This is a genomic window from Caballeronia sp. LZ032 (assembly GCF_031451315.1).
Taxonomy (GTDB): domain Bacteria; phylum Pseudomonadota; class Gammaproteobacteria; order Burkholderiales; family Burkholderiaceae; genus Caballeronia.
The window spans coordinates 163,523-181,133 of record NZ_JARUXP010000001.1; the positions used below are offsets into that span (position 1 = coordinate 163,523).

At 66.4% G+C, this 17,611-nt stretch carries 20 protein-coding genes and 1 pseudogene; 15 read left to right on the forward strand and 6 right to left on the reverse strand.

The window, feature by feature from the left end; genetic code table 11:
- Nucleotides 1-63: 63 nt before the first annotated feature.
- The 6 genes from QCE69_RS00755 to rfaE2 all read left to right on the forward strand — a co-directional run bounded on the left by QCE69_RS00755 (nucleotide 64) and on the right by rfaE2 (nucleotide 6,209).
- The gene (locus QCE69_RS00755) at nucleotides 64-1,230 is read left to right on the forward strand and encodes an ABC transporter substrate-binding protein (RefSeq protein WP_309928931.1); all 1,167 of its coding nucleotides are present in this window, start codon (nucleotides 64-66) and stop codon (nucleotides 1,228-1,230) included.
- Nucleotides 1,231-1,249: 19 nt separating this feature from the next.
- The gene (locus tag QCE69_RS00760) at nucleotides 1,250-2,077 is read left to right on the forward strand and encodes an enoyl-CoA hydratase/isomerase family protein (protein WP_309928933.1); all 828 of its coding nucleotides are present in this window, start codon (nucleotides 1,250-1,252) and stop codon (nucleotides 2,075-2,077) included.
- Between the two features lie 46 nt (nucleotides 2,078-2,123).
- Nucleotides 2,124-2,879, forward strand: coding sequence for a PhaM family polyhydroxyalkanoate granule multifunctional regulatory protein (locus QCE69_RS00765; protein WP_309928935.1), 756 nt, complete (start codon nucleotides 2,124-2,126; stop codon nucleotides 2,877-2,879).
- A 392-nt stretch (nucleotides 2,880-3,271) separates the two neighbouring features.
- Entirely contained in the window at nucleotides 3,272-4,204 is a 933-nt protein-coding gene (locus tag QCE69_RS00770) for a MerR family transcriptional regulator (RefSeq protein ID WP_309928937.1), read from the forward strand.
- 464 nt (nucleotides 4,205-4,668) lie between these two features.
- Nucleotides 4,669-5,547: a ferritin-like domain-containing protein gene (locus QCE69_RS00775; RefSeq protein ID WP_309913372.1), complete on the forward strand. Its 879-nt coding sequence runs from the start codon at nucleotides 4,669-4,671 to the stop codon at nucleotides 5,545-5,547.
- A 179-nt stretch (nucleotides 5,548-5,726) separates the two neighbouring features.
- Entirely contained in the window at nucleotides 5,727-6,209 is a 483-nt protein-coding gene (rfaE2, locus tag QCE69_RS00780; protein ID WP_309928939.1) for a D-glycero-beta-D-manno-heptose 1-phosphate adenylyltransferase, read from the forward strand.
- An 11-nt stretch (nucleotides 6,210-6,220) separates the two neighbouring features.
- Here rfaE2 and QCE69_RS00785 read toward each other — a convergent pair whose 3' ends face one another.
- From QCE69_RS00785 to QCE69_RS00805, 6 genes and pseudogenes are all read right to left on the reverse strand, one after another.
- Nucleotides 6,221-6,460, reverse strand: a complete 240-nt coding sequence (locus QCE69_RS00785; RefSeq protein ID WP_309807047.1) for a hypothetical protein — start codon at nucleotides 6,458-6,460, stop codon at nucleotides 6,221-6,223.
- A 29-nt stretch (nucleotides 6,461-6,489) separates the two neighbouring features.
- Nucleotides 6,490-7,299, reverse strand: a complete 810-nt coding sequence (locus QCE69_RS00790) for a type III pantothenate kinase (RefSeq protein ID WP_309928942.1) — start codon at nucleotides 7,297-7,299, stop codon at nucleotides 6,490-6,492.
- Nucleotides 7,296-8,192 (reverse strand): biotin--[acetyl-CoA-carboxylase] ligase, encoded by an 897-nt coding sequence (locus QCE69_RS00795; RefSeq protein WP_309928944.1) that lies wholly within the window; start codon nucleotides 8,190-8,192, stop codon nucleotides 7,296-7,298. Before QCE69_RS00795 ends, QCE69_RS00790 begins: the two co-directional genes overlap by 4 nt.
- A 52-nt stretch (nucleotides 8,193-8,244) precedes the next feature.
- Nucleotides 8,245-8,478, reverse strand: a pseudogene (locus QCE69_RS39470) (helix-turn-helix domain-containing protein); the annotation flags it as partial.
- Nucleotides 8,475-8,759, reverse strand: a complete 285-nt coding sequence (locus QCE69_RS00800; RefSeq protein WP_309928947.1) for a type II toxin-antitoxin system RelE/ParE family toxin — start codon at nucleotides 8,757-8,759, stop codon at nucleotides 8,475-8,477. The pseudogene QCE69_RS39470 and the gene QCE69_RS00800, both read right to left, overlap by 4 nt.
- Nucleotides 8,749-8,940, reverse strand: coding sequence for an antitoxin (locus QCE69_RS00805; RefSeq protein WP_309928951.1), 192 nt, complete (start codon nucleotides 8,938-8,940; stop codon nucleotides 8,749-8,751). Before QCE69_RS00805 ends, QCE69_RS00800 begins: the two co-directional genes overlap by 11 nt.
- Nucleotides 8,941-9,123: 183 nt before the next feature.
- On the opposite strand from QCE69_RS00805, the gene QCE69_RS00810 reads away from it, so the two are divergent.
- The 9 genes from QCE69_RS00810 (at nucleotide 9,124) to QCE69_RS00850 (ending at nucleotide 17,603) form a co-directional block, all read left to right on the forward strand.
- Entirely contained in the window at nucleotides 9,124-10,251 is a 1,128-nt protein-coding gene (locus tag QCE69_RS00810) for an ABC transporter permease (protein WP_309913387.1), read from the forward strand.
- A 6-nt stretch (nucleotides 10,252-10,257) separates the two neighbouring features.
- Nucleotides 10,258-11,136 (forward strand): ATP-binding cassette domain-containing protein, encoded by an 879-nt coding sequence (locus tag QCE69_RS00815; RefSeq protein ID WP_309913390.1) that lies wholly within the window; start codon nucleotides 10,258-10,260, stop codon nucleotides 11,134-11,136.
- A gap of 54 nt (nucleotides 11,137-11,190) precedes the next feature.
- Nucleotides 11,191-12,150: an MlaD family protein gene (locus QCE69_RS00820; protein ID WP_309807054.1), complete on the forward strand. Its 960-nt coding sequence runs from the start codon at nucleotides 11,191-11,193 to the stop codon at nucleotides 12,148-12,150.
- 13 nt (nucleotides 12,151-12,163) lie between these two features.
- Nucleotides 12,164-12,802: an ABC-type transport auxiliary lipoprotein family protein gene (locus tag QCE69_RS00825; protein ID WP_309928954.1), complete on the forward strand. Its 639-nt coding sequence runs from the start codon at nucleotides 12,164-12,166 to the stop codon at nucleotides 12,800-12,802.
- 49 nt (nucleotides 12,803-12,851) lie between these two features.
- Entirely contained in the window at nucleotides 12,852-14,015 is a 1,164-nt protein-coding gene (locus QCE69_RS00830; RefSeq protein WP_309928957.1) for a VanZ family protein, read from the forward strand.
- A gap of 76 nt (nucleotides 14,016-14,091) precedes the next feature.
- On the forward strand, nucleotides 14,092-14,421 hold the full coding sequence (locus QCE69_RS00835; protein ID WP_309913401.1) for a (2Fe-2S) ferredoxin domain-containing protein: 330 nt from the start codon (nucleotides 14,092-14,094) through the stop codon (nucleotides 14,419-14,421).
- Nucleotides 14,418-15,044 carry an alpha/beta hydrolase gene (locus QCE69_RS00840; protein ID WP_309928960.1) on the forward strand — a complete coding sequence of 209 codons (627 nt, stop codon included), beginning with the start codon at nucleotides 14,418-14,420 and terminating at the stop codon, nucleotides 15,042-15,044. Before QCE69_RS00835 ends, QCE69_RS00840 begins: the two co-directional genes overlap by 4 nt.
- A gap of 417 nt (nucleotides 15,045-15,461) precedes the next feature.
- A complete protein-coding gene (locus QCE69_RS00845; protein WP_309913408.1) occupies nucleotides 15,462-16,664 on the forward strand; it encodes a D-alanyl-D-alanine carboxypeptidase family protein in 1,203 nt (400 codons plus the stop codon).
- Nucleotides 16,665-16,691: 27 nt separating this feature from the next.
- Complete coding sequence (locus QCE69_RS00850) at nucleotides 16,692-17,603, forward strand: D-amino acid aminotransferase (protein ID WP_309928962.1); 912 nt, start codon at nucleotides 16,692-16,694, stop codon at nucleotides 17,601-17,603.
- Nucleotides 17,604-17,611: the final 8 nt, after the last annotated feature.

The window sequence follows — 17,611 nt, forward strand, 5'->3', positions numbered from 1 at the left end:
GCGCCTTACACTTTGCCGGGCTGCTTTCGCAGCGATCAGAACAAACAAGAAAAGGAGACTCGGATGGCGGCAGGCAAGTGGAAGTTTCTGGTGGGCGCGGCAATGACGCTGGCCGCGACGGCAGCCTTCGCGCAAAGTGCGCAGCACGTGAAGATCGGCCTGGTGCTCTCGCTGACGGGGCCGGCCGCGTCGCTCGGGATTCCGGCGCGCGACACCGTCGCGCTGCTGCCGAAGGAGATGGGCGGCCGGCCGGTCGACTACATCGTCCTCGACGACGCCTCGGACACCACGCAGGCCGTGCAGAGCACCAAGAAGCTCATCAGCGAGGACCAGGTCGACGCGATCATCGGCTCGTCCATCACGCCGAACTCGCTCGCGATGATCGACGTCGTCGCGCAGGGACAGACGCCGATGATCTCGCTGGCGTCGTCGGCGAAGATCATCGAGCCCGTCGACGACAAGCGCCGCTGGGTCTTCAAGACGCCGCAGACCGACGCGATGATGGCCTCCGCCATCGCCGAACACGCGAGCAATCACGGCGTGAAGACGCTGGCCTACATCGGCCAGGCGGATGCGCTCGGCGAGACCTTCTATGCCGAAGTCGCGAAGTTCGCCGAACTGCACAAGATCCGCGTGGTCGCGAACGAGCGCTTCAACCGCACCGACCCGAGCGTGACCGGACAGATCCTCAAGATCCTCGCGACCAAGCCGGATGCGGTGGTGGTCGGCGCCGCCGGCACGCCGGCCGCGCTGCCGCCGAAGACGCTGGCGCAGCGCGGCTACAAGGGGCTGATCTATCACAATCACGGCGTCGGCAACCGCGACTTCCTGCGCGTGTGCGGCGCGGACTGCAACGGCACCTTCCTGCCGACGAGCCCCGTGCTGGTCGCCGCGCAATTGCCGAACGATCATCCCGCGAAGCGCCTCGCGCTCGACTACATCAAACTGTACGAGGCGAAGCAGGGTGCGGGCACGGTGTCGGCGTTCGGCTCGTACACGTGGGACGCGGGCATGCTGCTGAACCGCGCAGTGCCCATCGCGATGAAGGCGGGTGCGCCCGGCACGCCGGCGTTCCGCAGCGCGCTGCGCGACGCGCTCGAAGGCACGAAGCAGTTCGCCGACACCAACGGGCAGGTCAACATGACGCCCAACGACCACATCGGCCTCGACCAGCGCGCGCGCGTGATGGTCGAGATTCGCGACGGCAAGTGGATCTACCAGCCGCGCTGACTCTTCATCTGACAGGATCATGAGCGACCTCTCCATGTACTCGGGCTATCGATCGCTCGAACTGCGCCGCCATCCGCACGGCGTGCTCGAAGTGGTGATGCCCGGCGCGGGCGCGAACAAGAGCGGCCTCTCCACCGCCGACGCCAACATGCATCGCGAACTCGCCGACATCTGGCGCGACATCGATCGCGATCCCGAGACGCGCGTCGCGCTGATCCGCGGCGAAGGCAAGGGCTTCTCGGCCGGCGGCGATCTCGGGCTCGTCGAGGAGATGGCGAACGACTTCGACGTGCGCGCGCGCGTCTGGCGCGAGGCGCGCGATCTCGTGTACAACGTGATCAACTGCGGCAAGCCGATCGTCTCCGCGATGCACGGCCCGGCGGTCGGCGCGGGGCTGGTGGCGGGATTGCTGGCGGATATCTCGATCGCGTCGAAGTCGGCGCGCATCATCGACGGGCATACGCGGCTGGGCGTCGCGGCCGGCGATCACGCGGCGATCGTCTGGCCGCTCCTGTGCGGCATGGCGAAGGCCAAGTACTATCTGCTGCTGTGCGAGCCGGTGAGCGGCGAGGAAGCGGAGCGGATCGGGCTGGTGTCGCTCGCGGTGGACGAAAGCGAGCTGATGCCGAAGGCGATCGAAGTGGCGAACCGGCTGGCGCAGGGCTCGCAGACCGCGATCCGCTGGACCAAGTACGCGCTCAACAACTGGCTGCGCTCGGCCGGGCCGACCTTCGATACGTCGCTGGCGCTCGAATTCATGGGCTTCGCCGGTCCCGATGTGCACGAGGGCATGCGCTCGCTGCGCGAGCGGCGCGCGCCGGACTTTCCCGGCGGCGCGCCGTTCTGAGTCTGGGCGTTGAGCGCGAACACACACGCAAAACAAGGAGAGTCAAATGACCGATCATTCTGGCGGAACGCCGCCCTACACGATTCCCGGTTTTCCCGGATTCGGTCAGGCGGACATGATGGGCAAGATGTGGGAACTGATGCGCCTGAATCCGTTCGCCGCCGCGATGCCGGGCGGCGGGCAGGGCGTGGGACCTTCTCTCTCGATGATGTCGGACATGCTCGCGCCGCTCACGAATATCGAGGAACTCGACAAGCGCGTGACCGACATGCGCGCGGTCGAGCAATGGCTGAAGCTCAATCTCAACATGCTGCAGTCGGCGATCCAGGCGCTCGAAGTGCAGCGCGCGACGCTCGCCACCTTGCGTGCGTTCGGCGCGTACGCGCAGACGTCGGTGGAGAGCGCGCAGCAGGCGGCGGAACAGTCGCGCGGCGCGGCTGCCGGCTGGCCGATGGGCGGGGCGTCCGCCGCGAGATCCGAAACGCGGGCGCAGGAAGAAGCCGCGCCCCGGGCGCCCGCGGATGAAGAAGAGCCTCGGGACAAGGAACCGGCCGCGCCGCCGCCCGGCTTCGATCCGTCGGGCTGGTGGAATGTGCTGCAATCGCAGTTCAACCAGCTCGCGCATCTGGCAATGCTGCAGCCCGGCATGACGCCGCCGCCGGGTGCGGCGGGCGCGGGCTCGGGCGAGCCGCCCGCTACGGAAGCGGGCACGCAGGCGGCGGACGAGGAGCCGGCGTCGCCGGCCGCAGCGGCGAAGAAGCCGCCGGCGCGGAAAATCCCGCCCAGGAAGAAGCCTGCCTGAGTTCCTGTAGTGGACAATTGATCCGACCAAACGAACGGCGACGCATCTTGCGTCGCCGTTTCTTCTTCCGGTGCTGAAGGCTCTCCAGCGAGACACGCCTTGCGCCGGCTTGCCTGCATTCATCCCGTAGAACACTTTTTGTCCTGCACGCATCCGAACGTCTCCCTGCGTCGTATTGAACACGGCAGCAGGGCGTTTCGACGCAGCCAATCGCCCAAATTCTGTCTATGATGAAAAGTAGACGGTGTTGAACTTTGTCCATGCAGATGGTCGAAAAGGCACGCTATTTCGACCTCATCAGAGTTGCTTCATCCATTTTGTCCATGACAACTTCGCCACAACAAGAATTCGTTTCGAAGCCGCTCCCGGATGGCGCTGGCCTTCCCGAGTCCATGCCACGGTCTGCCGCAGCCGGCGCGGGCGTGGGCATCGGCATTGGCGCGATCGCTCAGGAGATTGGTCTGACCAAGGACACGCTGCGTGTCTGGGAGCGCCGCTACGGTTTTCCGCAGCCCATGCGGTCGCCGGGCGGCGAGCGGCTCTATCCGCAGGAGCAGGTGACCAAGCTGCGGCTCGTCAAGCGTCTGCTCGACGCGGGGCATCGTCCAAGCAAGGTGCTCGGTCAGTCGATCGATACCTTGCAGCACCTCGCCGAAAGCTCAGGCATTGGCCAGGATGCGCCGGACGCCGAACTCGATCATCTGATCTCGCTGCTGCGCGCCAGCAAATACGACGACTTCCGTTTTGGCCTGCTCAAGCGCGCCACCCGCGACGGCCTGGAACGCTTCGTACTGGATGTCGTGGCGCCGTTGTCCGCGCGCGTCGGCAATGCGTGGGCCGCCGGGACCTTGCAGGTGTTCCACGAACATCTGTTCAGCGAATCGATCCAGAGCACGCTGCGCAATCTGATGCGTCCGCTCGCCGAAGCCACGCGCGGGCGCGGCAGCCGTCCGCGCGTGCTGCTCACGACGCTTTCGGGCGAAGGGCATGGCCTCGGCATCCTGATGGCGGAAGCGATGTTCGTGCTTTCCGAATGCGAATGCGTCCAGCTGGGCTTGCAGACGCCGTTGCACGACATCGCGGCCGCGGTCACGGCGCATGACGTGGATATCGTCGCGCTGTCGTTCACGGCGGTGATGCCGGCGCAGTCCGTCGCGAATGGCCTGAACGACCTGCGCAAGCTGTTGCCGCCGCATGTGCGCATCTGGGCCGGCGGCAGCAGTCCCGCGCTGCGCCGCAAGATTCACGACGGCGTGCAGCACGTGACCGGACTCACGCCCATCGACGAAGTGGTCGCCGAATGGCGGAACTCCGCCGTGCTATGATCGTTGACGCTCGTTCAGACGAGCGTCGGCACGCAATGCATGCCGGGCACGGTCGGACTGTCGGGTCCGCGGAGCCAGGCAAGCACGATCGAAGCGATTGCAAGCGTATCCAGTCAGCGTCACGTGAACTGTCACATGGATACGCCATACTGCGTCGCCGGCACGCAGGCGGCGGCAGGCTCGACGCCACTTGACCATACCTCAGGCACAGGTTTCGCTCCTCACCCACGGTAGAACAAGACGTACGACACGCGACATTTGCACGGGGAAGTGCAGTGTTTCAGGCGGGACGCAATGCGTTGCCGCAGCGCAGATCACGGCGCTTCGTTGTCGCTTTTTGTCTTTGGCCGACGGAATCCCGCGTAAAATTGAAAGCTTCGTCGTTCGCGGGCATGGATTCCGGCCTGCGAGAATCGACAGTCATTACAGATATAACGTCGCATAAGTGGCATCAGGGGTGGACAATGAACACCATGCTTTATCCGGAACTGTACAAATCGCTGGAATCCGTCCGTTGGGACATGGAGAAGGACATTCCATGGGACAGGTTCGATGCGTCCCTGCTGACCGACGAGCAGGCCAAGACCATCAAGATGAACGCGATCACCGAATGGTCCGCGCTTCCCGCAACCGAGATGTTCCTGCGCGACAACCACAACGACAGCGACTTCTCCGCGTTCATGAGTGTGTGGTTCTTCGAAGAACAGAAGCATTCGCTGGTGCTGATGGAATATCTGCGCCGCTTCAAGCCCGAGTTCGTCCCGAGCGAGGAAGAACTGCACGCGGTGCGCTTCGAGTTCGACCCGGCGCCGCCGCTCGAGACGCTGATGCTTCACTTCTGCGGCGAGATCCGCCTCAACCATTGGTATCGCCGGGCGGCCGAATGGCATACCGAGCCGGTCATCAAGCATATCTACGAAACCATCTCGCGCGATGAAGCGCGTCATGGCGGCGCTTATCTGCGCTACATGAAGAAGGCGCTCACGAACGCGGGCGACACGGCGCGCGCCGCGTTTGCGAAGATCGGCGTCCTGATGGCGTCGGCGCGTCGCACTGAAAAGCCGCTGCATCCCACGAACCTGCACGTCAATCAGGCGCTGTTTCCGCGCGATACCGTGCAGTCCCGTCTGCCTGACCCGGAATGGCTCGAACGCTGGCTGGACGACCAGATCCGCTTCGACGACAGCTGGGAGCGCAAGGTGGTCGAACGCATCCTGCACAACCTGTCCATTCTGTTCGAGCGTTCGTTCGCTACGGCGCAGGAACTGAATCGCTATCGCAAGGAAGTGGTGCAGCGTCTGCAGGCCGGGACGGCCGGCGGATCGGCTGAACAGCCTGCCTGATTCGTCAGAGACTCCGCATCGCGCAGTCATAGGGGAGCGGCCCGCCGGCACATGTCGGCGGGCCGTTTGCTTTGGGTGTCGCGCACCGTCACGCACCGTCGCGCACTCTGGCGCCACGTCATCCTTGGCAAAGCCGCCGTGGCACAATGCGCGCTTTCAGAACCCGCAGCGAGCCCGTCATGTCCGCCATCTTCGAACGCAAGATCATCACGCGCGAGGCGCTCGCCGCGCTGCGCCCAGGCTTGACCGGTCCGGTCGTCTTCACCAACGGCGTGTTCGACATCCTGCATCGCGGCCACGTGACCTATCTCGCCGATGCCAAGGCGCTGGGCGCGACGCTCATCGTCGGGGTGAACAGCGATGCGTCGGTGCGCACGCTCGGCAAGGGCGACGATCGCCCGATCAATCACGAAGACGACCGCATGGCCTTGCTGGCCGCGCTGGAAAGCGTGGACTGGGTCGTGAAGTTCGGTGAATCGACGCCGCTCGAATTGATCGGTGTCCTGCGTCCTGACGTGCTCGTGAAAGGCGGCGACTACGACATGGACAAGCTCGCCGAAGCGGCGCTCGTGCGCGGCTGGGGCGGCAAGGCGCTGGCCATCGCGTTCGAGCACGACCGCTCGACCACCGCGCTGCTCAGGAAGGTCCGCGCGCAGTCCTGACGCGCCCCGTCTTATTGTCCGAGCGGCGTGGATTGCACATTGGCGGCCGGCGCCGGACCGCCGACGCGCGGCTGGTCGAACGCTTCTTCCGGGTGGATCGGGCGCGTGTTCAGCGCCTCGGGATGCACCTGCTGCAACAGGTGATGCGGCTCGCGCGCGCCCGCGGCGGGCAGCGGCCCCACCATGCCGCGCATCACCGCGAACATCAGCAGGTTGGCGAGTATCAGTAGGGCGATCAGCCAGCGCAGCATTCGTGGGCTCCGTCCGTCGAATCAGCGAATCAGGATGAATGGCATGCAGCGGCGTCCCGCGCGATGAGCGTCAGACCCGACAGCACAAGTGAATCGTGGCGCGTATAAGGCGCCTCGAGCGCGTCCGCGATTTCGTGCGCCGCGCCGCCGCCGAGCACGAGCCGCACTTCGGCGCGCCAGTCTGCTTTCAGATCGCGCCAGGCACGTTCGATCAGGCTCGCCTGCGCCAGCCGGCAGCCTGCCGAGAGCGCGGCGGCCGTGTCCGTGGCGAACTGGCTGCGGGTCCGTTCCAGCGCGGCCCGCGCGGCGGCGGCATCCAGTGTGGGCAGTTGCGCCGTGTGGCTGCCGAGCGATTCCATCATCAGCGACCACCCCGGCGCGATCAGCCCGCCGGTGAACACGCCGTCGGCGCGCAAGGCTTCGAGCGTGGTCGCGGTGCCGAAGGTCGCGATCAGCAGATGTTCGCCGGGATAGGCGGCGCGGGCGGCGATCAGGCCGCACCAGCGGTCGCTGCCGAGCCGCGAGGGTTCGGTGTAGCCGTTGCACACGCCGCATTGCTCGGCCTGCGCCTTGACGATAGTGCGCGGAACGGTAGGCCAGCGCGCGTCGATCAGGCGCTGGATACGGTTCTGCACCGGCAAGCCGGCGACGTTGGAGATCCAGACAGCCGACGGCGCGGCGAGCGCGGACCAGGCGTCGAGCGCGGCGTCATCGGCGGCGGTGGAATGGTGCGCGTGCTCGAATGCGCCGTTCGCGAGCGGGGCTCCGTCTGCACTGACGAGCGACCACTTGATGCGGCTGTTGCCGGCATCGATCAGCAAGTACGGCGCAGCGTTCACGGACGCTCCCTCGCGAGCCGCAGCGTGAGTTCGCCGGTCGTGACGGTGCGCGGACCTTCGGGCGCGTCGATCAGCAACTGGCCGCTTTCGTCAACGCCCGATGCAATGCCGCGCGTCACTTCCAGACCCTGGTCGAGCAGCGCGACTTCGCGGCCGGCCCAGGCGTGCGCGTCGAGCCAGCGTTGCCGGAACGGCCGGAACCCTTCGGCCTCGAAACGCGGCAGAGCGGTGTCGAGCGCGTTGAGCAGGGCCGCGAGCGTTTCGGTCAGGTTCGCGTCGGGCCATGCGCGCGCGAGGGCGGCCGGCGCGGCGCCGGGCGTGGACGACGAGGCCGCCGCGGACGACCGGTTCGCGTCCTCGACCTGGGTGGCGAGTTGTTCGGCGCCGTGCAGGTTCGTGCCGATGCCGATCACGACAGCCGTGGCGCCGGGCGTATTCCACGCCGTTTCGATGAGAATGCCGGCGAGCTTGCCGTCATCGAGCAGGACGTCGTTGGGCCACTTCAGCGCGGGGCGCGCGGACGGCGTGAGCGGCAGGCGCGAGAGCGCGTCGAGCACGACGGTGCCGATGGCGAGACTCAGCCCGGAGAGGCCTTCGACCGGCCGCTTCAGCACGCAGCCGACCGACATCAGCAGCGCGTTGCCCGGCTCGGCGAGCCACGCGCGGCCGCGCCGCCCGCGTCCGGCGGTCTGCGAATAGGCGACGCGCACGCAGGGCGCCGGTGTGCTGTTGCGGGGCAAGGCGCGCAGTTGCGCCATCAGGTCGGCGTTCGTCGAGCCGGTTTCGTCGACGATATCGATGGTCCAGTCGCGAGCGGGACGCTCGGCGAGCGTCGCCAGCCGTGTGAGGTCGATGCGCCAGGGCGCGTCGGGGGCGAAGGGAGTCGGGTTCATGGTGGCTATTGTAGCCGCGCGCCACGCGCCGCCACGGCCGGAACGCTAATACGAAAGCGATGCGCAATGTCTTGCCGCAGGCCGCCGCGTACTTGCGGAGCGTGGCGATGGATGGCGAATGTGTTTCGCTGACCAGCCGGCTTCCGAGGTCCGCGACTGCCCACCCGGTCATGCCCATACGTTCCCCAATCTGCGCTTGATCGAGACCGGCTTCCCGGCGAGCTTGCAGGAGAGCGTCGCGCATTTCATGCCCAGCGTTCGGGATTTGATTCGCGAAGGCAGTCAATTTTCGTTCTCGCGGGGATAACGGATTCGGGCATGCAAGACGTTCAGCACGGTGACGCGGTCGCTGACTCGAATAATCACGAGGTAATTCGGGTGGACGACCATTTCACGTGTGTTGGGAACGCGTCCAGGGCGATAAATGTAAGGATTCTCGGCCAAGGTGATGACGGCTTCCCTGATCAATTCAACCAGGCTTTCAGCCGCCCCCGGGTCACGCTCTTCGATGTATTCGTAGATTTCCTTGAGCCGCCTGCGTGCGCGCGGCCTCCAGTCAACGAGCATGCCGAGCCTTGCGCTTCGCAACGATCAATGCGTCCATTTCCGCGAACACCTCGTCGTGCGGAATGGACGGTGCGGCCTCCGCAAGTGAAGCCTCAATCTCCTCGCGGAACCATTTTTGATAGCGTTCGGCGTCCTCGAAGGACTCGAATTCAGAAATACGCGGATCCAGTTTTCCGTCCATGTCATGCACCCCCGAATTGGTGAAGTCATCATAGCGCGACGCCTTGAGCGCATGGCAAGCCGAATTTTCCCAGTTTCACGCGTCATGTGATGGGTGCCTGCAAACCCCCATCCCGCGTCCCCAAACCAACCTTCGCTACAATGTCCCTTCACCCTTAACCGCGTTTTACCGCGCCATCGATCCTTGGACTTCGACACGCCGCCGCGCCTGAGAGTGGAAGCCGGTCAGCAGGGCAAGGTGGTCCGGCTCTCGGGTCAGTGGACCGCGCTCGCGCTCGCGCGCGACCGGGCCAAGAGCGGCGTCACGCGGCGGCTGCGGGCCATCGGGCGGGAGGCGATCGGCGAATGGGACCTGCTGGCCATCGAGCGTCTCGATCACGTCGGCGGCCAGGCGCTCTGGCGCATCTGGGGCCGCAAGATGCCCGCCGCCGTCGAACTCTCCGACACCCAGCGGGAGATCTTCGAGCGCGTCGCGCTGCTCGACGCCGAGCGCGAGGAGCCTGAACCCGTCGATCGCATCGATCCCGTCACGCGGCTCGGCCAGCTGATCTTCACGTTCTTCGACCACCTGCACGGCGGCCTCGCGATGTTCGGCGCCTTCGTGCTGGACCTGTTCGGTCTCGTGCGCCGTCCGCGCCGTATCCCGTGGACGGAAATCTCCGCCAACATCTACAGCGCCGGCGCCCAGGCGCTGCCGATCACCGCGCTCGTCGCGTTCCTGATCGGCATCGTGCTGAGCTATCTGTCCGCGCAGCAGCTGCGCGCGTTCGGCGCGAACCAGTACATCGTCAATATCCTCGGCCTCTCGGTGATCCGCGAACTCGGGCCGGTGCTCTCGGCCATTCTGGTCGCCGGCCGTTCGGGCTCCGCGATCACCGCGCAGATCGGCGTGATGCGCGTCACCGAGGAACTCGACGCCATGCAGGTCATGGGCATCCCGCACGGCCTGCGGCTCGTGCTGCCGCGCGTGATCGCGCTGGGCGTCGCGATGCCGCTGCTCGTCATGTGGACCAACATCGTCGCCCTGCTGGGCGGCGCGCTCGCCGCGAAGCTCGTGCTGTCCATCGACATGAATTTCTTCATCCGCTCGCTGCCCTCCGTTGTGCCGATCGCCAATCTGTGGATCGGGCTCGGCAAGGGCGTCGTGTTCGGCATGCTGATTGCGCTGACCGCCTGCCATTTCGGTTTCCGCATCAAGGCGAATTCGCAGAGTCTTGGCGAAGGCACGACCACGTCGGTGGTGACGTCGATCACCGTAGTAATCCTCGCCGACGCCGTGTTCGCCATCCTGTTCCAGAACGTGGGGCTGTAGACGCACATGTCCACGACGCTCGCCACCGCCGTCCGCCATCAGCCTCCGCCCGTCATCGCGGAGCCGGTGATCGAAGTGCGCGACCTGACCAAGCGCTACGGCCGCACGGTCATCCACGAGCATCTGGACCTCGATGTGCGGCGCGGCGAGATCGTCGCGCTGCTGGGCGGCTCGGGTTCGGGCAAGACCACGCTCGTGCGGCAGATGCTCGGGCTCGAAGCGCCGACGTCTGGCACCATCCGCGTGCTCGGCGAAGAGTGGACGCGCATGGACGAGGACACCGCCAAGATGCTGCGCTCGCGCTCCGGCATGATGTTCCAGCAGGGCGCGCTGTTCTCGTCGCTGACGGTGTACGACAACATCGCGCAGCCGTTCCGCGAACTCGGCAAGATTCCCGAGGACCTGATCCGCGAATTCGTGATGCTCAAGCTGGAGATGGTCGGGCTGTCGTGCAAGCACGCCACCAAGATGCCTTCGGCGCTGTCGGGCGGCATGGTCAAGCGCGTCGGCATCGCGCGCGCGATCGCGCTCGAGCCGGAACTGCTGTTTCTCGACGAACCCACGGCCGGCCTGGATCCGAAGGCCTCGGACGAGTTCGTCGATCTGATCGCCACGCTGCATCGCGCGCTCGGCCTGACCGTCGTGCTGGTCACGCACGATCTCGATACGATGGTGGCGCTGTCCACCCGCGTCGCCGTGCTGGCGGACAAGCATGTGCTCGTCGCGGCGCCGGTGGAGGAAGCCTGCGCGGTGGATCATCCGTTCATCCGCGAGTATTTTCTCGGCCGGCGCGGCCGCCGCGCGCTGCAGGCGCTGCCGCCGGAGCGCCGCGCGAAGCTGCCCGCGGCGGCGCTCGAGGACGCGCCGATCACCGTCAACAAGTAGCCGCATCACGCATGGACGAAGCCGGCGCCGCCGCGAAGTCAAAGGAACCTGCCGATGGAAAACAAATCACATGCGTTCTGGACCGGGCTGTTCACGATCGCCCTCGTGCTGGCCATCGCGTTCGCCGTGTTCTTCTTCAACGTGGATCGTACGGTGCGCGTGCCATACGACCTGATCGCGCGCACCAACGTGACCGGCCTCTACACGGATGCCGCCGTGCGCTATCGCGGGCTCGGCGTGGGCAAGGTGCAGTCGATCAGCTTTGACAAGGCCCATCCGGGGCAGATCCGCATCCGCATCCTCGTCGACCAGAACGCGCCGATGACGCACTCGACCTTCGCCACGCTCGGCTTCCAGGGCGTGACGGGCATCGCCTTCGTGCAGCTGGATGACACCGGCAAGGACACGAGCCCGCTGGCTTCGTCGGCGCAGCACATCGCCGAAGTGCCGATGCATCCCGGCCTGTTCGAGCAGTTGCAGCAACGCGGGGACGTCATTCTGAAGCGCTTCGAGCGCCTCTCCGAAGACGCCGACAAGTTCCTGTCCGATGACGTCCGCAACCAGTTGATGGCGACCACGAAGAGCCTGCAGGGCGCGGCGGACGGCATCGCGACGCTCGCGAGCCAGGTGCAGCCGGCGACGGCGCAACTGCCGCAGACGCTCAAGCAGCTCGACACCACACTGGCCTCGACCAATCAGCTGGTGCAGAACCTGAATCGCCCGGACGGTCCGCTCGTCACCAATCTGAACAAGGCGGGCAAGGCCGCCGAGGACGCGAGCGCCTCGCTCGCCGACATGAACGAATCGCTGCGCTTCGTGACGGCGCGAGTGGGCTTCGAGGCCTTGCCGCGCTTCTATTCCTTCAGCGACGACGTGAGCGCCGCCGCGCGTTCGGTGGACCGCGCCGCCGATGCCTTCAGCACCAATCCGCGCAGCGTGCTGTTCGGCGCGCCGAAGCAGGCGCCGGGACCGGGCGAGGCGGGTTTCACGTGGCCCGCGCAGCCCGCGCATTGAGTGAGAGAACGACATGCCAGACATCGACACGAAGACCGCCTGGGTGACTCGGCTGTGCATCGGCGCGTGCGCCTGCGTCGCGCTGCTGGCGGGCTGCGCCTCGACGCCGGACGCGCTGCCGGATGCCCGCTACGACCTGGGCGCGCTGCGGATCGGGAATGCGTCGGCGGGGGCGTTGCCGCTGCCGCCGGTCAAGGTGCTGGCCGTGGCCGCGCCGCGCAATCTCGAAACGGACGCGTTCGCCTATCGCCTGAGCTACGTCGACCCGCAGCGCGTCGCCACTTATTCCGACAGTCACTGGACGATGCCGCCGGCGCGCCTGCTGACGCAGCGCCTGCGTGACGCGCTCGCTGCGCGCGGTCAGATCCTGTCGGGCGCCGATCCGGTGCGCGCCGTGCCGCTGCTCGAAGTCGAGCTGACCCGCTTCGAACAGGACTTCGATGCGCCGGAGCAGAGCCATGGCGTCGTCGACGTGCGCGCGACGCTCACGCAGCAGGGCCGCGTGGTGGGCCAGCGCAGCTTCAGCGCCAGCGTGCCCGCGCGCAGCGCGAATGCGGCGGGCGGCGCGCAGGCGCTTGCTGCAGCCTCGGACGATGTGATCGCGCAGGTCTCCGCGTGGCTTGCCGCCCAACCGCTCGCCGCCACGCGATGACGCGCGGCGGTCCGCTCTTCCGCCCAGCACGGAGGCATCCGGGCGGCTCATGACGATCAAGCAATGGCAGCGCCGCCCGTCGGCGTTTTCCCGGCAGGCGCTCGCCGCGTATGCGGCGCTCGTCGTGTATGGCTCGCTGTATCCGTTTTCCGGCTGGCGCTCGCTGGGCCTGAGCCCGTTCGCCTATCTCACCGATCCGCTGCCGCAATACCTGACGGTCTTCGACGTCGTCACCAACGTGCTCGGCTACATGCCGCTCGGCGCGCTGATCGTGCTCGCGCTGTATCCGCGCTGGCGCGGCACGCTCGCGGTGGGCGCGGCGCTGGCGGGCGGCATGCTGTTGTCGGGGGCGATGGAAGCCATCCAGACCTATCTGCCGACGCGCGTCGCCTCGAACCTCGATCTCGCGGCCAATGCGTTCGGCGCACTGCTCGGCGGCGTGCTGGCCGCGCCCGCGACGAGCGCGCTGCTCGACCGCGGCCTGCTGCGGCGCATCCGCTTCACCTGGTTCGAGCGCGACGCGGCCTATGTGATCGGGCTGACGGCGCTGTGGCCGTTCGCGGCGATGTTTCCGGCGCCCTATCTGTTCGGCGGCGGCGATCTGCCGCGCATGCTGTGGGACACGCTCGATCCGGCGATGCAGGACGCGATCCTTGCGTGGACGCCCGTCGCCTGGGACGTGGAAAGCTGGCCGGACCGGCTCGGCGCGCTGCTGCCCGACGACGCCTGGGAAGCGCTGATCACGTCGAGCAGCCTGTTCGGCGCGCTTGTGCTGGCGACGCTGCTGACGCGCACCCGTGCGCCGCGCATGCGCCTGATGCTGGGCCTCGTCGCGCTGACGCTGTTCGCGAAGGCGGGCGCGACTTTTCTGCAGTCGCGCGCCGGCCTCACCTTCGACTGGGCCACGGACGGCGCGCTGGAAGGCGTCGCCATCGCGATGCTGGCGGCGCTGCTCTCGGTGTCGCTGCCGCGCGGCCTGCGCGCAGCGCTCGCGGGGGCGGCGCTGCTGATGTCGCTCGCGCTCGTCAACCTGCTGCCGGTGAATCCGTACTTCGATATCGTCCTCGCCGACTGGCGGCAGGGCCGCTATGTGCATTTCAACGGGCTGGTGCACTGGCTGTCGTGGGTGTGGCCTTACGCGGCGCTCGGCTGGCTCGCTTCGGCGGCGGAGCACGCGTGGCTGGCGCGGCGGCGTGCGCAGCGCGGGCGCTGAGCTTGGGTGGAACCGCCCGGAGCGGGCACGAACATCGCTGGCTATAATCGGCCGATACTCTCAGCGTGCCAGACTCATGGATTCCTTCTACAAGTATCACGTGTTCTTCTGCCTGAACCAGCGCGAAGAAGGCGCCGCGCGGCCAAGCTGCGCCAACTGCAACGCGCAGTCCATGCAGGAATATGCCAAGAAGCGCGTCAAGAAACTGGGCCTCGCGGGCGAAGGCCAGGTGCGCATCAACAAGGCGGGCTGCCTCGACCGCTGCGAACTGGGTCCGGTCGTAGTCGTGTATCCGGAAGGCACCTGGTACACGTATGTCGATGAAACCGATATCGACGAAATCGTGGACTCGCATCTGGCCAACGGCAAGATCGTCGAACGCCTGCTGATCGATCAACCGGCATGAACGCGCAGACCGAGAAGTTCCTGATCGACGGGCCGGTCGGCAAGATCGAATGCGCGCTCGACCAGCCGGACATGGCGCCGCGCGGCATCGCGCTCGTTGCGCATCCGCATCCGCTGTTCGGCGGCACCATGGACAACAAGGTCGCGCAGACGCTCGCGCGCACCTTCGTGCAACTCGGCTACACCACCTTCCGTTCCAACTTTCGCGGCGTCGGGCAGACGGGCGGCGAGCATGACAACGGCATCGGCGAACAGGACGACCTGCTCGCGCTGATCGACCACATGCGCGCGCAGCCCGGCCAGTCCGACGTGCCGATCGTCCTCGCGGGCTTTTCCTTCGGCACCTTCGTGCTGTCGCATGTGGCGAAGCGCCTGCTCGAAGCGGGCAAGCCGATTGAACGCATGGTGTTCGTCGGCACGGCGGCGAGCCGCTGGGAAGTCGCGCCGGTGCCGGAGAGCACGCTCGTGATCCACGGCGAAGTGGACGACACGGTGCCCATCCAGTCGGTCTATGACTGGGCGCGGCCGCAGGAACTGCCGGTGGTCGTGATCCCCGGCGGCGAGCACTTCTTCCATCGCAAGCTGCATATTCTCAAGCGCGTGATCGTCGACGCCTGGCGCTGATCGTCCTTCCCTGCGATGCACTCGCGAGCGCTGCCGCGCAGCGCTCGAAACACTCGAAAAGCGCTGAAGCCGCCTCGGAAAAACGTTAAAACACGCGGCCAGCACGCAGATTCGAAGGAAGACGCAAGCAGCCCGCGCGTATAATGGCGCAGAATTTTTTCGCTGCTCCCGGCCGCACGACGCCTTCCGGCGCGCGTCGCGGCCTTCGGGAACACCGGCTTCCGAGAACCGATTTCGCTTCCGTCTGTCGAACGAGCGCTTTTTGCCGCAGCGCCGCTGCCATGGCCGCTGTCATGGCCGCCGTTATGGCGAAAGGCCCGACCAACAGCGACGGTCTGCCTGTTCAACCCGTGCTTCGCCGATCATCCGATCCCCGATCGCCATCGTCGCAGCCTGCTTTTTCCGCCGATCGATCCTATGCGCTTTGTCCCTTCCGGTCTGTCTCTTCCGTCTGTCTCCGTTTCCACGAAAGCCGCTCTCGTCCTGCCCGCCATGCTGGCCGCGGCGAGTGCGTACGCGCAGGTCCCGCCGCCCGATGTGACGGCGAACTCGTGGGTGCTCGTCGACGCCACCAGCAACCAGGTGCTCGCGTCCGGCAATCCCGACGAACGTGTCGAGCCCGCTTCGCTCACGAAGCTGATGACCGCCTACCTCGTCTTCGACGCGCTCAAGGCGAAGAAGATCAACATGGACCAGACCGTCATGCCAAGCGAGGCCGTGCGCCGCGTGAAGACCGACGAGTCGCGCATGTTCATCGAGGCGAACAAGCCGGTCACCGTGCACGATCTCGTGTACGGCATGATCGTGCAGTCGGGCAATGATGCGGCCATCGCGCTGGCGGAACTGGTCGGCGGCAGCGAGAGCAACTTCGTGCAGCTGATGAACGCCACGGCGAAGCGCATCGGCATGACGCACACCAACTATGCCGACGTGAACGGCATGCCGGACGCGCAGCACTACACGACGGCCGGCGACCTCGCGCTGCTGTCTGCACGCCTGATCCGCGACTTCCCCGAGTACTACAGCATCTTCTCGGTGAAGGACTTCACGTACAACAAGATCAAGCAGCCGAACCGCAACCGCCTGCTGTGGCTCGATCCGACCGTCGATGGCCTGAAGACCGGCCACACGAAGGCCGCCGGCTACTGCCTGATCGCTTCGGCGAAGCGTCCGCTGGCGGGCGTGCCCGATGCGAGCCGCCGTCTGGTGTCGGTGATGATGGGCGAGCCGAAAGAGCACAACCGGGTGCAGGACAGCCTGAAGATGCTCAACTACGGCTACACCGCGTATGACGCGCTGCGCCTGTACAAGGCGGATCAGGTGATCGCGTCGCCGCGCGTCTACAAGGGCGCGGCCAACAACGTGCAGGCCGGCGTGACGACGGATCAGTACATCACCGTGCCCAAGGGTCTCGGCGACAAGGTCAAGCCGACCGTCACGCAGGATCAGCTGATCGTCGCGCCGATCAAGAAGGGCCAGCAGATCGGCTCGGTGAAGATGATGGCCGACGGCAAGGAAGTCGCGCAGTTCCCGCTGGTCGCGCTGCAGGACGTGCCGGAAGCCGGCATGGTCGGCCGTCTGTGGGATTCGGCGCTGCTGTGGTGGCAAAAGCGCAAGTAAAGCCGGAACGAACGAGGAGCGGTATCGATGAGCCAGTCTGACGATTTCGATCCCACGGTGTATCTGAACGGCGCATGGGGTCCGCTTTCCGAAGCGCGCATTCCCGTGCTCGACCGGGGCTTCATCTTCGGCGACGGCGTCTATGAAGTCGTGCCGCTCTATGCACAGGCCGCAGGTCCGCGCTTGCCGTTCAGGCTGAAGCAGCATCTCGCGCGGCTCGAGCGCAGCCTCGGGAAAATCCGTATCGGCAATCCGTTCGACGGAGCGGGCTGGCGCGCGCTGATCGACCGCGTGGTTGCCGAGAATCCGGGCGAGGGCGATGCGCTCGTCTATATTCAGGTGACGCGCGGCGTTGCCAAGCGGCGCGGCCATGCGTTCCCGGCGGGCATCACGCCGACCGTGTTCGTCATGCTCGGCAAGCTCGCGTTCCCGAGCCCGGCCGAACGCGCGCAAGGCGCCGTGGCCGTGACCGCCGAGGACAAGCGCTGGCTGCATTGCGACATCAAGTCGACCTCGCTGCTCGGCAACGTGCTGATGGCGCAGCACGCGGCCGAACACGATGCGCTGGAGACCATCCAGCTGCGCGACGGGCTGCTGACCGAAGGCTCGTCGTCGAACGTGTGGATCGTGAAGCAGGGTGTGCTGCTGGGCGCGCCGCGCGGACCGCGCATTCTGGAAGGCATTCGCTACAGCCTGATCGAGACGCTGGCGCAGGACGCCGGGATTGCCTTCGAGGAACGCAACATCAGCGAAGCCGAACTGCGTTCCGCCGATGAAATCATGATCAGCTCCGCGACCAAGGAAGTGATGCCGGTCACGACGCTGGACGGCGCGCGCGTCGGCGACGGCCGTCCCGGTCCGGTCTATGCTGCGCTGTATGAGGCCTACCAGCGGGCCAAGACGCGCGAATTCGCCGACGAGGCGCCGCGCGCGAAGTGAAGGAGAAC

Coding starts and splice junctions, on each gene's coding strand:
- QCE69_RS00845 (WP_309913408.1), top strand. CDS start 15,462: ATGCGCTTTGTCCCTTCCGGTCTGTCTCTTCCGTCTGTCTCCGTTTCC.
- QCE69_RS00765 (WP_309928935.1), top strand. CDS start 2,124: ATGACCGATCATTCTGGCGGAACGCCGCCCTACACGATTCCCGGTTTT.
- QCE69_RS00830 (WP_309928957.1), top strand. CDS start 12,852: ATGACGATCAAGCAATGGCAGCGCCGCCCGTCGGCGTTTTCCCGGCAG.
- QCE69_RS00825 (WP_309928954.1), top strand. CDS start 12,164: ATGCCAGACATCGACACGAAGACCGCCTGGGTGACTCGGCTGTGCATC.
- QCE69_RS00800 (WP_309928947.1), bottom strand. CDS start 8,759: ATGCTCGTTGACTGGAGGCCGCGCGCACGCAGGCGGCTCAAGGAAATC.
- QCE69_RS00850 (WP_309928962.1), top strand. CDS start 16,692: ATGAGCCAGTCTGACGATTTCGATCCCACGGTGTATCTGAACGGCGCA.
- QCE69_RS00795 (WP_309928944.1), bottom strand. CDS start 8,192: ATGAACCCGACTCCCTTCGCCCCCGACGCGCCCTGGCGCATCGACCTC.
- QCE69_RS00785 (WP_309807047.1), bottom strand. CDS start 6,460: ATGCTGCGCTGGCTGATCGCCCTACTGATACTCGCCAACCTGCTGATG.
- QCE69_RS00840 (WP_309928960.1), top strand. CDS start 14,418: ATGAACGCGCAGACCGAGAAGTTCCTGATCGACGGGCCGGTCGGCAAG.
- QCE69_RS00755 (WP_309928931.1), top strand. CDS start 64: ATGGCGGCAGGCAAGTGGAAGTTTCTGGTGGGCGCGGCAATGACGCTG.
- QCE69_RS00805 (WP_309928951.1), bottom strand. CDS start 8,940: ATGGACGGAAAACTGGATCCGCGTATTTCTGAATTCGAGTCCTTCGAG.
- QCE69_RS00770 (WP_309928937.1), top strand. CDS start 3,272: ATGCCACGGTCTGCCGCAGCCGGCGCGGGCGTGGGCATCGGCATTGGC.
- rfaE2 (WP_309928939.1), top strand. CDS start 5,727: ATGTCCGCCATCTTCGAACGCAAGATCATCACGCGCGAGGCGCTCGCC.
- QCE69_RS00775 (WP_309913372.1), top strand. CDS start 4,669: ATGAACACCATGCTTTATCCGGAACTGTACAAATCGCTGGAATCCGTC.
- QCE69_RS00760 (WP_309928933.1), top strand. CDS start 1,250: ATGAGCGACCTCTCCATGTACTCGGGCTATCGATCGCTCGAACTGCGC.
- QCE69_RS00815 (WP_309913390.1), top strand. CDS start 10,258: ATGTCCACGACGCTCGCCACCGCCGTCCGCCATCAGCCTCCGCCCGTC.
- QCE69_RS00820 (WP_309807054.1), top strand. CDS start 11,191: ATGGAAAACAAATCACATGCGTTCTGGACCGGGCTGTTCACGATCGCC.
- QCE69_RS00835 (WP_309913401.1), top strand. CDS start 14,092: ATGGATTCCTTCTACAAGTATCACGTGTTCTTCTGCCTGAACCAGCGC.